Raw genomic sequence first — 14597 nt, forward strand, 5'->3', positions numbered from 1 at the left:
TTTTCTGGCAATGAAATAATTTATTTTCCTTGTTCTAGCGGCAACAGTACAGTAATGGCCGTTCCTTGTCCAACCTTGCTTTCCACCCGAATACTGCTATTATGCTGCTCGGCAATCCAACTGGCAATGGATAACCCCAGCCCAGTTCCACCGGTGGCCTTAGTACGGGATTTATCCACACGGTAAAACCGGTCAAATATCCGGGTTTGCTCCTCGACTGGTATGCCGATACCGTCGTCCTGTACAGTAATAGCAAGCTGAGTACCCTGGTGCTCAGACGTAATACGGATCGTTCCCCCAACCGGAGTATACTTTACACTGTTTTCCAAAAAAATCCGGAGCATTTGTTTAATCAAGGCTCCATCGGCCTGAATAATGGCTGGGGCATTACCGGCTAATTCTACCTGATGCTCAGGGGCAATTATCCTAGTCTCACGCACAACTTCGTCGATAAGCCGTTCGATTGCGAGCGGCGTTTTATTTACTACCTGCTTACCCTGGTCGGCACGGGCCAAAAACAGCAATTTTTCCAGTAATACATGCATATTGCTCGCTTCTGATTGTATCGCACTGATACCTTCTGTCAATATGGCCTCATCCTGTTTGCCCCAGCGGTCAAGCATATCAGCATACCCACTGATAACAGTTATCGGCGTACGCAGCTCATGGGAAGCATCGCTGACAAACCGGCGCTGCTGCTCAAAACCGGCTTGAATCCGGTTTAACATATGGTTAAACGTTGTGGCTAGTTTGGACAGCTCATCTCCTGCTTCGCTGACCCTGAGCCGCTTTTCCAGGTTGTCGATTTCAATCAACTTGGCAGCTTCGGTCATATCGCGTACAGGCCGCAGGATCCTGCGGCTGATATAAAGGCCGGCAGCAATAGCGATTACTAACCCAAGCAAGCTTGTTCCAGCCAAACTGGCTGCCAAAATACGGAGAAAGTGGAACTCAGCAGAAAGTGGTCTGATAAACTGCAAAGTGTATTGGCGGCCGCCAGACCACACAAGCTGTTGTCCATAAAGGTCATCGTCAGCAGGGAAATTATGAAAACCTTTTTTCTTATCTGACAACAGTTCCCGATGCCGGGGCGGTCTATGTTCAAAATTCCGCAGGTAGGGAGCATTGTCTAACAGTAAGCGGTTTTGTTCATCAAAGATCCGCAACAATACGCCTGTTGCTAACAAATCCTGCTCTAACAACTGCTGATCGATTAGATTGCCTGCTGCTAGATAGCGAATAACATTCTCCCGGCTGCTATCCAAGTCTTTTTGCGCTTGGGTGACGAGAAAAAGCTTTACCCCACCCATAGTTAACAAACTAGTCAGGAGTAAAATACAAAACAAAATTACAGCATAGATAAGCGTTAATTTTATGGATACCGGCAATTTTGTCAACCTATGCTTACTCTTTGACCACATAACCTACTCCCCGGACGGTGTAAATATATTTTTGTCCATATTTTTCATCTAACTTACCGCGTAAATAACGGATATAGACATCAACCACATTGGTATCGCCAGTATAATCATAGCCCCACACCTCGTGGAGGATGCGATCACGGCTCATTACAATGTGCTTATTGCGAATAAGATATTCCAGCAAGTCATACTCCTTTTTTGTTAAGGACACTGGTTGACCGCTGACCTCAGCTTCATATCGCGAGGGATATAAGGTCAGATCGCCAATTGTGAGCGTGTCAGCCGTCAATTCATTGTGCGTTTCCTTGTTTTTACGGAGTGCGACCCGAATACGGGCAAATAACTCTTGAACAGCAAAGGGTTTGGTCAAATAATCATCCGCACCCGTATCTAACCCCAGGACTTTATCTTCAATCGCATCTTTGGCAGTGACCATAATTATCGGCATATCAGACAACTCCCGGACACGCCGGCAGATTTCCAGCCCATCAAGTTCGGGCAGCATAACATCAAGCACCACCAAATCAAAAGTTTCCTGAACTATCCGGTCCAAAGCACGGCGACCATTGGTTTCAATCAGTGTCTGATATCCCTCATGCTCTAATTCCAGTTGAAGGAACCGGGCAATTTTATACTCGTCTTCGACAATTAGAATTCGTTTATCAGTCGTCATATATACCCCCCCTTACTATATGAAACCATGTCTTCAACTAAAAGAAAAGCGCAGCAAGCTATTTCTAATCATATTTTAATCATATTTTAATGGCAGTATAAGGATTATTCGTTATTCTATATCCAAAGTACAACACGAAAGGGGATTACATTTAATGATTAAAGAATATTTTACCGCCACAAAAGAAACGTTACAGCGCCACAAAAAGAAGCTGGGAGGCCTGGTGGTTGCTGCGCTGCTGGTAACAGCGCTGTCAGCAGGAGCGCATGCCATGTTCCATATCCGGGGTGTGGTCACCGGTGTTGACGCTAATAGAGTTACTGTAGCCAATTTTTTCTGGAGCCAAACAGTTGACTTAACCGGCGCTCCGATAAATATCGCCGCTATTAAGCCTGGTGACCGAATTCTTATTCAGAAAAATCTGCAAGGCAATGTCCTCTACTCTGCCAGCTTTGCTCCTGGCCCCAAAGCACGGTTTGGGCCCGATCATATGCGTGGACATGGGAATGCTCATCATGAGCCAGGTGGTTACCATGAAGATGGCCGTCGCTAAGCCGCAGCCAACCCAGGTATTACTAAGTCGCATTTGACATTAAAAAGAAACAAAGCAGGCAGCTTCATAAGAAGTCGCCTGCTTTGTTTCTTTAGCTTAGAACTCTTGCAGAAAAATTAAAATAGTACCATTTGCGAATTCTTCAAGTTTTTTACGATCCGTTCTGTAATTTTATCGGTTGCACAAGGTCTGCCAATAAGCAGCGGTGAATTAACATCATGCCGCTTCCTATTTTCAAGCACAGCCTTTTCGCTGGCGGTGGCATAGCAATAAACACAACCATGCGGGCAGCAATCATAGGCGCCGATATCTACGCTATCAATGCACTGACAATATTCACGCTGTCCCTTTGCCTTTTTCCTATCAATAGCATAGCCAATAATCGTCTCAATAGTGTGCTTATTAATGCAGGCGGCATGCCTTATGCCAAATTGACTAAGCTCAATTTGCTCAGAGCAAGTTTCGAGGGAGATGTTATTCAGCCTGGCAATCTCAGCAAACTCTTCCGCTATTTTTAACATGCTCAGTATATCAACCTCGCTGTCAATAATGCCTTTTGCATTCTTGCAGGTTTTGGCATACAAATCAACATAGCTAAAAATACACTTGTTAGTATACCCTTTTAGCAAGTGGCACATCTTGGCAAAGGTATGGACATGATATTCTATCGTAAACTGTTGACTGACAATGATAGGATCATAACGCCATATGGTACGATGACTGCCTATTTTATTACTGAGTACTTTAAAGCTGTCAATAACCTTTGCTTTTTCAGGCAGATTATATTCGATATCTTTACCATATAGAGTCATCGTCCATTGAAAATAATACTGATAGCCGAGCGCGTCTATCCTATCTAACTTATCGAACATTGGTGCTGCGTTTTTTGTCCAAAACACAATACAATCAATATCCTCGGTGTTAAGCGGTATTTTGCTGATTTGTTTAGGATTCATCGGATTTCTTACATATACATAACCAGCCTTCAAGCGATTTACAAACCATTCCGAATAGAAAGCCGGTATATCGGTCCTTCTGCTTGCACTGATTATCATGTTTTCACCATTTGTCAATCAGTTTTTTCGCGCATAATTTTCGCATGGATTTTCAAAATCTTTTGCCCGTAGGTCGTACCTGGAACAGCCCATTTACCATTAAGTTCAGTCCAGGTTTTCGCTCCGCCAAAGTTCTTGCTGCATTTTAAAAGATTGTACCGGGGATCAACAATTTCTTTCTTCGGCGGTTCTGTGGACGCATAACCTAACAGATGCTGTATCTGAGCTCTGACACCGATTTGCGCTGAAATAAACCATGCTCCCCGTCCCCCATCGCCAACTGTCCCTAAACCACAATAATTGTTTTGTAGCGGTATCACATCACCGCCATACTTAAAATTACCAGTTTCATTCAACGCCTGGGCAAATGCAACGTCAGGCCGGATGCCTTCGTCTGTTGCCTCAGTATAAAAATCGTCGACTAATTCTTCCGCTGAAACAGTAAGCGCTGGAAATGGATTCTTGCTAAACAGGTACTGCAGACATTGCTCCTTGGTCGCCAGCGGCGGCCCCATAATTGATAAATCAAACACCGTGTTGCTGTTAAGTTCATCCCCCATTAGCGGTGACCCAGCAAGCGCCACCGGCATAAAAACAAATAAAACGCTAGCAACTAACACCAGAATACGCATTTCATTTCCCCCATAGATTTTCATCAGACTATCTGCTTCACATCAATCTGCATTCTCCACAGAAAGTCTGCATTCCTCTAGCCTGTTCTGCTATTTCAAATTAAAAAAGTCGCCTAAACCAAAAGTCCAGGCGACTTTAAAGAGAAATCACCGCTGCTTTATCTTAGTGCATACTGAGAACTTAGAGGCGAGGAGTTATTGAACGAAGAATTGTGAAGGGTTATATCCAGCATGCCACTCACATCCCTTTTTACAACTTGTACGGTCAAATGAATTTCTGCACTGTTGCTATATGTAGTATCGTACATTTTTCTTGGGTACATAAGAAGAACTTTTAGGGTACTTAGACTACGACCATTACCCTTTTCTTACGGATCAATTTTTACGCTATTATTCAAACTTGCAATACTATTCGCTACCACGATAATGCTGGCCAAATTAGTAATCGGGTCTAAAGCAAGTTGTTCAAGAATCTCTTCTAATATTAACATTGTAAAAATCACAATAGAGTTGCCAGCAGCTACGGTCGTTTTAGTCGAATTGGCTAATCTTCTCGCTTTTTTTTCTAATTCCTCCAGGCACAAAACAGTACAACAATCTGGAACGTTGTGGGATTGCATAAAAGTATCCCTCCTTGATTTAGTATATTCACTAAATTTTCAAGTGTCCCATCACCTTAGCCTGTCTAGATTAACGAGAAAAACGGTTTTGTAATTTTTGTAGTGGTTTTAACAGGTAAGCAGTTCCCACTCAGCGTGCTTAAATCCCACCAAAACCTTGTTGCCAGTAATCAAAATAGGACGTTTGACGAGCATACCATCAGTTGCAAGCAGCGCAAGTTGTTCCGAATCAGACATGGTTGACAGTTTATCCTTAAGACCCAGGGACTTGTACAAAATCCCGCTTGTATTAAAAAATTTTCTAAGCGGCAGCCCGCTGCGTGCTTGCCATTCTTCTAGCTCAGCTACTGTCGGGTTTTGTTCCTTAATATCCCGCTGTTCGTATGGTATTTGATTATCCTCCAGCCACTTCTTCGCCTTTTGGCAAGTAGTACATTTCGGGTAACATACAAAAGTGATCATACCCACGCCTCCTTCTACTTCACTGATCGCAATTACTATAGAACCATAAAACGAATAGGATCAACAGCATTGCCATTTACTCTGACTTCATAATGAACATGTGGTCCTGTGCTTCTCCCAGTACTGCCCATATAGGAAATAATTTGACCCTTTTTCACGCTTTGACCAGCATTAACTAGTACGCTGGAATTATGACCATATATTGTTTCAATACCATTGCCATGATCAATTTGCACGATATTGCCATAGCCTCCAGACCAGCCACTTTGTACAACAACCCCATCAGCAGTAGCAAAAATAGGTGTACCGATACTATTGGCAATATCCATCCCCGGATGTAATTCACTACCCCCACCCCAAGGTGAACTACGCCAGCCAAAACCAGAAGTAACATCTCCGCTTGTCGGCCAAATAGAAGGCGTAATTGCTAGCTTTGCAACCTTCTTCGCAATACTTTCAAGGTCTTGAGCCTGTCCACTCCCACTAGGCTGGATTGGTCCCTGTTTACTAAGTTCCTGCGTAATAGGTTCCTGCTCAGTTGTTGGAATACTGCTCGCACTAGTTATCTGGTGATGATTTGTGAAAATCCCTACCCCAAATATAATAAGTACGCACATTAGCGGAATCAGCCATTTGACAGAAATAGCTCTCATCCACCTACTGCCTACTTTCTGCTCATTATGCGTTTCATCCGAACTATGCATTACTGTATCTCCTCCCGAAAAAATATAGTAGCCACAACATTTTGACAGAGCTAGGCAGCTAACTGCTATGCCCAACCATCAAAGTCATAGCATGATTAATTTACATTATAACGGAAACTCGTCCATTTTACCATTTGATGATTTAATCTGAATATTGTCGCAATTACCGTTTAACACTTATTCGCTATACATAATGCAAGAAATATGGCGTCGGTTCAGGCGGAGTTGACTCTCCACCTGAATTCCCGCTGTTTCAGCCTTGCTGAAATGAGTTCACCAAATTACAAAAATTTTCAATAAATAGTTAAAATTTGCAGGATTTTTATTTTACATGTAGAAGAACGAATAGTTCATTACAATATAAATTAGTTTTATCGTTTTACATTCATTTAGTTTCACTTTTTTGTTCAGCTAACTATATTTTACTGAGGTGATTCCTTGGTTCCATATGATAAAACCGAGCATCTATACACCTTGATTCATAAAATTAACCGCAAATTACGGAGCCCAAAGTTTGACTTAACAGACCAGCGTCTATTACCACCTATTACCAAGGTTCAGTGGTGGATCTTGAAATCAGTGTGGGACCGCAAGCAATGTTGTGCCGGTGATCTTGCGAAAACGATAGGTGTTCGTCCCGCCACCATGTCACAAATGCTTGACCGCTTAGAGAACGCCGGACTCATTACCCGATTTACCGATGCCGCCGACGCCAGAATGCGGATAATCCGCTTAACTGATCAAGGACAGAACATGTTTCACAAGTCAGAATCCAAATTTGTCCAAAAGCTAGCCGGTCCGCTCGGGTACTTGACCCCGGAAGAACAGCAGTTCTTAATAATGTTACTGGAAAAACTGGTCAAACAGTTTCCGCAGCAAAATAATGACTGACGCCATCCGGGCTGCAGATAGACCCCGGAGCAATCAAGCTGCCATCCAGGGCAGCTTGATATATCGGCAAATACAAAAGTAAATTTTCCGATTTTTAACCGCCAAGAACGCCAAGAAAAACACAGTTTATGCCGTGGGATATGTATAACCACAGAGAACACAGAGTACGCAGAGGGAAATGCATGTCAAGCCGTTCCCTCTGCGTACTCTGCGTCTCTGTGGTTCAATAAACTTTAACTTTCGTGCTGTTCGCCCTAATAGCCATAAATCATAAGCTCGCCGCTAAAATTTCGGCAATATCCAAAACCTCAATATTATGAGAACCTTCCAATTTCACTGCTTCAGAGAAAACCATTTTACAAAACGGACAGGCAGTCCCAATTACTTCAGCCCCGGTTGCAACAGCTTCTTTGACGCGATTACCGGTGATCAAATTGTCGGCGGTAGGCGTTGTCCAAATCCTACCGCCACCAGCCCCGCAGCAAAAAGCTCGCTGCTTTGAACGCGGCATTTCTGCTAGCTGCATCTCAGGAACCGCTTTGATAACCTCCCGCGGCGGACTGAATACATCATTATACCGTCCTAAATAACAAGGATCGTGAAATACAACCACCTTAGCAAACGATTTATTAGCCAACAACTTCCCCTCCCGGAGTAAGTTCGCCAAAAAATCAGCGTAGTGTAGTACTTCAAACCCGCCGCCATATTGAGGATATTCATTTTTCAAGGTGTTAAAACAATGCGGGCAAGTAGTGATGATCTTTTTAATCTTCAGCTTATTCCAAGTAGCAATATTATCATTTACTGCTTTTTCAAAGAGAAATTCATTGCCCATGCGCCGGGCAGTATCCCCGCAGCACCATTCCAAACTACCAAGAACAGCAAAGTTGACGTTAGCCGCCTGTAAAAGTTTTATAAAGGCTGCTGCCGTTTTTTGCGCTTTGGCATCAAAAGCAGCTGCACAACCGGCGTAATAGAGATATTCCGCCTGGGGATTTTCCTGAATAGTAGGTACAGACAACTCCTTGGCCCATGGAAGACCCTCTTTGCGACTATAACCCCAAGGACTGCCCTGGCCGGTGATCCCGGCAAAGACTTGCTGCATGCCTTCACTGATATTACCTGCGGTCAATACCAGGTAACGTCGCATATCAATTAATTTGGAAATATGTTCAATGGATACCGGGCAGGCCTCCAGGCAGGCCCCACAGGTTGTGCAGCTCCAAATAAATTCCTGATCAAACAACCCCCCGGCCAGATTTTTTTTGAATTTATCTCCATTGGCCTTTTTATCTGTTTTATTTGCTTTATCTGTTTTTGTACCTATTTCTTGTTTTGTGATAGCCCCAGAAGTTTTTCCCTTCAGCAACCGGGGAGCTCTTGCTTCGATGTGTTTACGCAGACGACCGTTTATGGCCCGTGGTTTAAGCGGTTCACCACTTAATTGCCCCGGACATTGGCCATTACACCGGCCACATTTAACACAGGAATACACATCAAACAGTTGCTTCCAGGTAAAATCCTCCATGTAGTTGGCCCCAATAACAGCTTTGCACTTACCGTCCTGTTGGATTTTACTTAAAGCTCCCTTAGGAGCAAGGGTATGCCAATAAGCGTTAAAAGGAGCAAAAACCAGGTGTAAATGCGAAGAATTAGGAATAATAAAACACAATGAAAATACAGCCAGGAAATGAGTCCACCAGAAAATAGGCATAACCTTATATAAAGTAACTTCATTACTATTTACAAAAAACTGTGAACTGGCAAAAGCCAGCGGGGCAGCCGTAATCAAATTCAGGTCTTGCCCTAAGGCAAACCGGACAGCGTGAAAACCAACCTCAGTCAATACAATGGCTAAAATCAAGCCAAGTTTAACAAAGTCGGCGACACCGTTCTTCAGCCATTCCGGCTTCCTGACCGTTCTGCGGGTTGCAGCTCCTACTACGCCAACTATGATCAAAGCATTACAGATATCTTTTATAAACAAAAAATAATAATTATCCCCTATATAGTGAATATTGGTATTAAACAGTCCTTCTGCGGCCATATTCGGCATACCAACCAATAAAATCAGAAAGCCGAACACTATGAACAGGTGAAACAAACCAAACACGGGGTATTCCCGGACCTTCCTTTGCGCAACTACGTTAGTAAAAAAATATTTCCACCGTTCAACAGGACGATTGTGACGGTTTTCGCTTCGGCCTAATTGCGTAAAACGATAACGGCGAAAAACTCCGTAGATAAAATAGCCCACTGCGGTTACAGTCATCAGGGAAAAGACAAATACAGCCATCAATGTCATCTTCATAAAATCACCCAACTTGTAATTAGATTTAAAGAAATGGGCCTATCTTCTCTTAGAACTGCAACATTCAAATGAACGCATTGTCCAGCGCCGAAAGCGACAATTATAACAGGAAATTGTATCATCTGCTATCATTTCTTCTTCCACATCAACCCGAAAGTTCAGACATTTTTTCGCTATCCTGGCAGCACCTGTCCAATCTTGCTTGCCACCGCTAAATTCTTTTGCACCCTTTTCATTTATCAGCCACAAGAGTCCTCATCTCCTCATAGGCGCTAAGTTGGTTTTTGGAACATGTTTTCCACCCAACCCGTTCATTAGTGTCATTTAACTGTTGAACCAAAATCACTGCCTTGCCTTCAATAAAAATCGGCTTAACCATATTCTCCAACAAGACAAATTCACCAGCCTCCAAACAGGCGCCCTCCAAGCTTCTTACTTCATCAACAGCTGGATGAGCGCAAAAATCCTGCACTGTAATAATGTTATCCGGAGCATCAAATTTTAGCGTTCCCTTAAACCGGCCATCGTTGTAACTTAACCGCAAGCCAACCCCGGCTAAGGCTCCGATGATTCCTTGCCCATTGCCCCCATGTTCGGAAAGATGAATGTTCAACTTTCTGGCTAAACTATAGGCATCGGCTTTGGTTAACACTTCCCGCTTGGCTTTGTAGCCAAAATCTATCAAACTCTGCTTATCAAGCGAATCATCAATTACCGCTACACATAAGCCAGGGTCGGCCTCGACTTGACTTTCCCTCACGAGAAATTCAGCTGCATAGTCAATAATCTGCTGAAGACAGCCGTTTTCGATATCAGCGACAAAACACATTGAACTATTATGTGAGGTATAGGGAATAGCCGGATCGAGCAATAATTGGTGGCGGGTAATCCAGGAGCATTTACCCCAGTTGTGTTCTTCAATAGCACCTGCGATCATTTCAGCCAGTGTTCCCGTTCCTCTACTGTCAATACTATCGGTGTCATCAATACATACAAGAAGTTTCATAAAACTCACCCCTCTTATCCATTCATCTCTATTGTTTCCTGTTCCTTTTTATCAGTATTTCAAAGGCAATCCACCCGGCAACTAAGACAATTCCAATAGGAGTTATCCAATTAGTAAGGTTTGCTGTTATTTCCTTGGGTTTATTATCCAAATCCTGAATACTTGTTTCTGTAGCTGCGGCCGTATTGGCAGCAGCTTGCTGTTGCTCTGGTTTTTCCGCCGGCAATTGCTTGTCCTTACCACTCAGGTCATTAGGCGCAACGACGTTAGCCGGGGTGGCCGGGGTAGCGGCGGCAGGCTGTATGTCATCCGGCTCAGTAGCAGACTGGGGCGGTTGTACTACCGCCTCGCCTTTGGTCTTAAAGGCAATCGTTATTCCTGTTCCGCCAAGCGTTGCGCCGTTCTTAGCTTTTAATTCCGGGGAAATCTTTAAGTAATAAGCAGTACCGGGACGTAAGGGATTCACCGGTTGCACAAAGATGTTTTGCCTTTGGCTAAAATCAATAGTATCATCCAGCTTAGTTACACTAACCGGTATATTTTCATCATCCTGAGAAACAAGGCTAACACATTTACTGTTAACTCCCCAGATAAGACTATTTACTACATTTTTATCAAATTGCAAATTTAATTTGGCGTCTATAGGGACATCTACGGCATTTTCCACATTACCGCCGCCTACCAGAGTAACAGTTGCTAAATTGAATGATTTTTGACCTGGCACCCCTGGTGAAGCTGCCTGATTTCCCCCTTCAGCATAGGCAAAAGCAGCTACTTGCATAAACAAAATAATCAATATCGCACTTATCGGCTTCCATTTTACTTTGCCAAGCATGTTCTCACCCCGCGCAAAATTTAGTACCCCTTATATTGTCTACCCGCCAAAAGCGCCAACTTTTTCCCTGGCGTTTTCGGCGGTTTATTCACTATCCTTACTGTTCAGAGTCTTATAGCGTACCAGAATTAGCCGGAGGGGCAGCGGTATCAGACTGTATATCACCAGACTTAGCAGACTGGGGCGGTTGCACAGTCGCCTCCCCCTTGGTCTTAAAGGTAATAACTATCTCGTCCCCGTTGGTTCCACCAAGCGTGGCACCGTTCTTAGCTTTTATTTTTGGGGAAATCTTTAAGTAATAAGCAGTACCTGGCCTGAGGGAATTCACCGGTTGCACATATATATTTTGCCTTTGGCTAAGATCAACACTATCATCTAGCTTGGTTGCACTGATCGGTATATTTTCATTGTCCTGAGAAATAAGGCTAACACATTTACTATTATGTTCCCAGTTAAAAACTGCATTTTTATTAAAATGTAATTTGAATGTCGGTTCCACCGATATATCAGTGGCAGCTTGCAGATCTCCACCATCTACCATAGTAACAGAGATTAAGTTGAACGACTTACCCTGTCCGCCTCCGTCCCCTTGCGCATAAGCAAAAGCAGCTACTTGCAGCAATAAGATGGTAAATAACGCACTTATCAATTTGACTTTTAATTTGCTAATCATTTACTTCACACCTTCCAAAACATTATTCTAATTTTTAAAGAAAAAATGGCACGACAAATAATACACCAGCCACCAACAGAGAAATTTTATCCCTCCTTGCCAAAGACAAATTACGCATCCGGAAATGATTGGGACTTCCCGCATAACACCGGCTGGCCATGGCCATGGCCAAGTCATCAGCCCGTTGTAAGGAAGCGGCTAATAATGGAATTAATACCGCTGTCATACTTTTTAACCGGATTATAAGATTGGGTGAATTAAACGGTGCCCCCCGGGCTCGCTGCGCCCTGGTAATGGTCTCTGCTTCCTCCAGGATTGTGGGAATAAACCGGAAAGCTGTACCGATGATCATCGCAAACTGGTGGACCGGTATCTTTACGTACCGAAGTGGTGCCAGCAACGCTTCGATACCTGTGGCCAGACTAACTGGTGATGTCGTCATGGTTAGTAAGGAGGAACACAAATACAGTATTAATAACCGGAACAGAGTTGTGATACCTAGTTCAATACCTTCTTGGGTAATACTTACAAACCCCACATGCAACAGCGGATTACCCTTGGTAAGCAGCAACTGAACAGCAAAGGTCATTACTAACATCAGACTCAGTTTACGCAAACCACGCATAATTGGTTTAAGTTTTAGCCGGGATAAAATAATTGCCGCCATAATCAACAGAATACTATATAGCAACACGAACCATTTCGCGTCAAACAATACCGAAAAGGTGATGAACAGGCAGCTAATTATTTTGGTTCTGGGATCTAACCGGTGCAAAAAAGAATCACCTAGTACAAATTGACCCAGCTTTATGTTTTTCATAGACGAGTCTCCTTAGGAAACAGATTAACCGCCAAGGATTTTTACTATTTCCGCTTCCGCCTCTTCAAGGGTAGTAATACCGGTATTAACTGCTTTCCCACGTGCGGCCAGGGAAAAAATCACTTGTAGAAAATCAGGCAAAATAATCCCGGCTACCTTACGCAAGCCGCTTTGCGCTAAAACTTCCCGGGGATGCCCATGCATAATCAATTTGCCTTGTTCCATAACAGCGATATTATCAGCCAGAGTGATAACATCTTGCAGACTGTGGGAGATCATCACTACAGTGGTGTGATCTTCCTGCTGCAATTTTTTTATTAGCTGTAAAACAATCTCCCGACCACCAGGGTCCAAACCGGCAGTTGGCTCATCCAGTACCAGTATCTCCGGTTGCATGGCCAGCACGCTGGCGATGGCTACCCGCCGTCGCAAACCACCACTGAGACAAACCGGCGGCAACTCAGCAACCGCTGAATCTAAACCAACCCTGGCCAAAGCCCGGCTGGTTCGGTATGCAACCTCCCCGGCATCAAGCCCGAGGTTCCGCGGACCATAGGCTACATCGGCAAACACCGTATCTTCAAACAGTTGTTGTTCCGGGTACTGAAATACCAACCCTACTTTGCGCCATAATTCATTCCGGGACTGTTTATGTGCGGTATCCTGGCCGCAAATGCTTACCTGACCTGAGGTGGCGGCCAGCAGCCCGTTAAAATGCTGCACCAGCGTCGATTTTCCTGACCCATTGGTCCCCACGATACCCAAAAACTCACCCTGGTTAACAGACAAAGTAACATTGTCCACAGCCTTTTTTTCGTAAGGAGTACCCGGACAATAGACATAGCTTACATTTTCTACCTCGATAATTGGCATATAGTTTCCACCAGTTCCTGTACAGTATTAATGCCTTGGTCTATTTCATACCCCCTTGTTCTCAGATTATTAACTAACCGGACAATTCCTGGCGGGGCAAAACCAACCTGTGCCAATTCCAGCGGTGCCGCAAACAACTGCCTGGGCACTCCGTCAAGCAGGACTGTGCCGTGCTCCAGCACAAGTAAGCGGTTAGCCCGGACCATATCCTCCATATAATGGGATATCAACACAACAGTAATGTTATATTGCTTATTAAGTATTGTTAAGGTTTCCAGTAGTTCCTGACGGCCAGCAGGATCAAGCATTGAGGTGGGTTCGTCTAAAATCAAATGGTCTGGACGCATTGCCAAGGCTGAGGCAATGGCCACTTTCTGTTTTTGTCCGCCGGATAACAGGTGCGGAGCATGCCGGCGCAATTCTGCCAACCCCACAGCTTGCAGGGCCCAATCCACCCGTGCTTGTACCTCTTTGGCAGGCAGCCTGAGATTTTCCGGCCCAAAGGCCACATCTTCCTCAACAATGGCGCTAATCAGTTGATTATCGGGATTCTGAAAGACCATACCTACGTGGCTTCTTATTGCTTGTAACAAATTATTGTCCGCGGTATCCAACCCGTTAACAATCACCCGGCCGCCGGTAGGCCGGATTAAACCATTGATCAGCCGGGCCAGAGTAGACTTGCCTGACCCATTCATCCCGACCAAACCGACAAATTCGCCCTGCCGAATAGTTAGGCTTACGTTGTTAACCGCCGTTTTCCTGGTGCCACAAACCTGATACACCTTAGTTACATTAACCAATTCGATACTGCCATCCGGCACTGTCAGCCCCTCCTTTCCTAGGAAATTATTACTGCCAAGAGTGCCAAATAGGGAACGATGTTTGAACCGCAGAGTCACAGAGGACGCAGAGGATTTGATATTTTCTATCCCGGCGCGATAATATCGCACCATTTTTCCTGCATCTTCTCAGCGTCCTCTGCGTCCTCTGCGGTTAAAAACAATTACCGCTAAAGTTCTTTCTCCCATTCTCCTCTCTACGTCTCTGCGGTTAAAAACAGTTACC

16 protein-coding genes and 1 pseudogene are annotated in these 14597 nt (G+C 44.2%); 2 read left to right on the plus strand and 15 right to left on the minus strand.

Annotated features, from left to right (window positions below):
• Nucleotides 1–20 precede the first annotated feature (20 nt).
• Entirely contained in the window at nucleotides 21–1421 is a 1401-nt protein-coding gene (locus SALPA_RS32685; RefSeq protein WP_145088340.1) for a cell wall metabolism sensor histidine kinase WalK, read from the minus strand.
• A complete protein-coding gene (locus SALPA_RS32690; protein ID WP_145088342.1) occupies nucleotides 1405–2094 on the minus strand; it encodes a response regulator transcription factor in 690 nt (229 codons plus the stop codon). Before SALPA_RS32690 ends, SALPA_RS32685 begins: the two co-directional genes overlap by 17 nt.
• 154 nt (nucleotides 2095–2248) lie before the next feature.
• Between SALPA_RS32690 and SALPA_RS32695 the strand changes: the two genes are divergently transcribed.
• Nucleotides 2249–2647 (plus strand): hypothetical protein, encoded by a 399-nt coding sequence (locus tag SALPA_RS32695; protein WP_145088344.1) that lies wholly within the window; start codon nucleotides 2249–2251, stop codon nucleotides 2645–2647.
• A gap of 116 nt (nucleotides 2648–2763) precedes the next feature.
• Here the strand turns inward: SALPA_RS32695 and SALPA_RS32700 are convergent, their stop codons facing one another.
• The 5 genes and pseudogenes from SALPA_RS32700 to SALPA_RS32720 form a co-directional block, all read right to left on the minus strand.
• The gene (locus SALPA_RS32700; RefSeq protein ID WP_255450695.1) at nucleotides 2764–3720 is read right to left on the minus strand and encodes a DUF1848 domain-containing protein; all 957 of its coding nucleotides are present in this window, start codon (nucleotides 3718–3720) and stop codon (nucleotides 2764–2766) included.
• A complete protein-coding gene (locus SALPA_RS32705; protein ID WP_145088348.1) occupies nucleotides 3717–4358 on the minus strand; it encodes a glucosaminidase domain-containing protein in 642 nt (213 codons plus the stop codon). Before SALPA_RS32705 ends, SALPA_RS32700 begins: the two co-directional genes overlap by 4 nt.
• 344 nt (nucleotides 4359–4702) lie before the next feature.
• The gene (locus tag SALPA_RS32710; protein ID WP_145088350.1) at nucleotides 4703–4954 is read right to left on the minus strand and encodes a hypothetical protein; all 252 of its coding nucleotides are present in this window, start codon (nucleotides 4952–4954) and stop codon (nucleotides 4703–4705) included.
• A 108-nt stretch (nucleotides 4955–5062) separates the two neighbouring features.
• Nucleotides 5063–5416 (minus strand): arsenate reductase family protein, encoded by a 354-nt coding sequence (locus tag SALPA_RS32715; RefSeq protein ID WP_145088352.1) that lies wholly within the window; start codon nucleotides 5414–5416, stop codon nucleotides 5063–5065.
• 35 nt (nucleotides 5417–5451) lie between these two features.
• A pseudogene (locus SALPA_RS32720) lies at nucleotides 5452–5850 on the minus strand (M23 family metallopeptidase); the annotation flags it as partial.
• 744 nt (nucleotides 5851–6594) lie between these two features.
• Between SALPA_RS32720 and SALPA_RS32725 the strand changes: the two are divergent.
• Nucleotides 6595–7011, plus strand: a complete 417-nt coding sequence (locus tag SALPA_RS32725; protein ID WP_222427783.1) for a MarR family winged helix-turn-helix transcriptional regulator — start codon at nucleotides 6595–6597, stop codon at nucleotides 7009–7011.
• 268 nt (nucleotides 7012–7279) lie between these two features.
• Here SALPA_RS32725 and SALPA_RS32730 read toward each other — a convergent pair whose 3' ends face one another.
• The 8 genes from SALPA_RS32730 to SALPA_RS32765 all read right to left on the minus strand — a co-directional run bounded on the left by SALPA_RS32730 (nucleotide 7280) and on the right by SALPA_RS32765 (nucleotide 14353).
• Nucleotides 7280–9322 (minus strand): (Fe-S)-binding protein, encoded by a 2043-nt coding sequence (locus SALPA_RS32730; protein ID WP_145088358.1) that lies wholly within the window; start codon nucleotides 9320–9322, stop codon nucleotides 7280–7282.
• A 39-nt stretch (nucleotides 9323–9361) separates the two neighbouring features.
• On the minus strand, nucleotides 9362–9571 hold the full coding sequence (locus tag SALPA_RS32735) for a hypothetical protein (RefSeq protein ID WP_145088360.1): 210 nt from the start codon (nucleotides 9569–9571) through the stop codon (nucleotides 9362–9364).
• On the minus strand, nucleotides 9555–10328 hold the full coding sequence (locus SALPA_RS32740) for a hypothetical protein (RefSeq protein ID WP_145088362.1): 774 nt from the start codon (nucleotides 10326–10328) through the stop codon (nucleotides 9555–9557). Before SALPA_RS32740 ends, SALPA_RS32735 begins: the two co-directional genes overlap by 17 nt.
• Before the next feature lie 28 nt (nucleotides 10329–10356).
• A complete protein-coding gene (locus SALPA_RS32745; protein WP_145088364.1) occupies nucleotides 10357–11163 on the minus strand; it encodes an Ig-like domain-containing protein in 807 nt (268 codons plus the stop codon).
• A 112-nt stretch (nucleotides 11164–11275) separates the two neighbouring features.
• The gene (locus SALPA_RS32750) at nucleotides 11276–11836 is read right to left on the minus strand and encodes an Ig-like domain-containing protein (RefSeq protein ID WP_145088366.1); all 561 of its coding nucleotides are present in this window, start codon (nucleotides 11834–11836) and stop codon (nucleotides 11276–11278) included.
• Between the two features lie 34 nt (nucleotides 11837–11870).
• Nucleotides 11871–12656, minus strand: a complete 786-nt coding sequence (locus tag SALPA_RS32755) for an energy-coupling factor transporter transmembrane protein EcfT (protein ID WP_145088368.1) — start codon at nucleotides 12654–12656, stop codon at nucleotides 11871–11873.
• Between the two features lie 24 nt (nucleotides 12657–12680).
• Nucleotides 12681–13529, minus strand: coding sequence for an energy-coupling factor transporter ATPase (locus SALPA_RS32760; RefSeq protein ID WP_145088370.1), 849 nt, complete (start codon nucleotides 13527–13529; stop codon nucleotides 12681–12683).
• Nucleotides 13511–14353, minus strand: a complete 843-nt coding sequence (locus SALPA_RS32765) for an energy-coupling factor transporter ATPase (protein ID WP_222427784.1) — start codon at nucleotides 14351–14353, stop codon at nucleotides 13511–13513. Before SALPA_RS32765 ends, SALPA_RS32760 begins: the two co-directional genes overlap by 19 nt.
• Nucleotides 14354–14597 lie beyond the last annotated feature (244 nt).

The sequence above is a fragment of the Sporomusa sp. KB1 genome (assembly GCF_007830295.1).
Taxonomy (GTDB): domain Bacteria; phylum Bacillota; class Negativicutes; order Sporomusales; family Sporomusaceae; genus Sporomusa.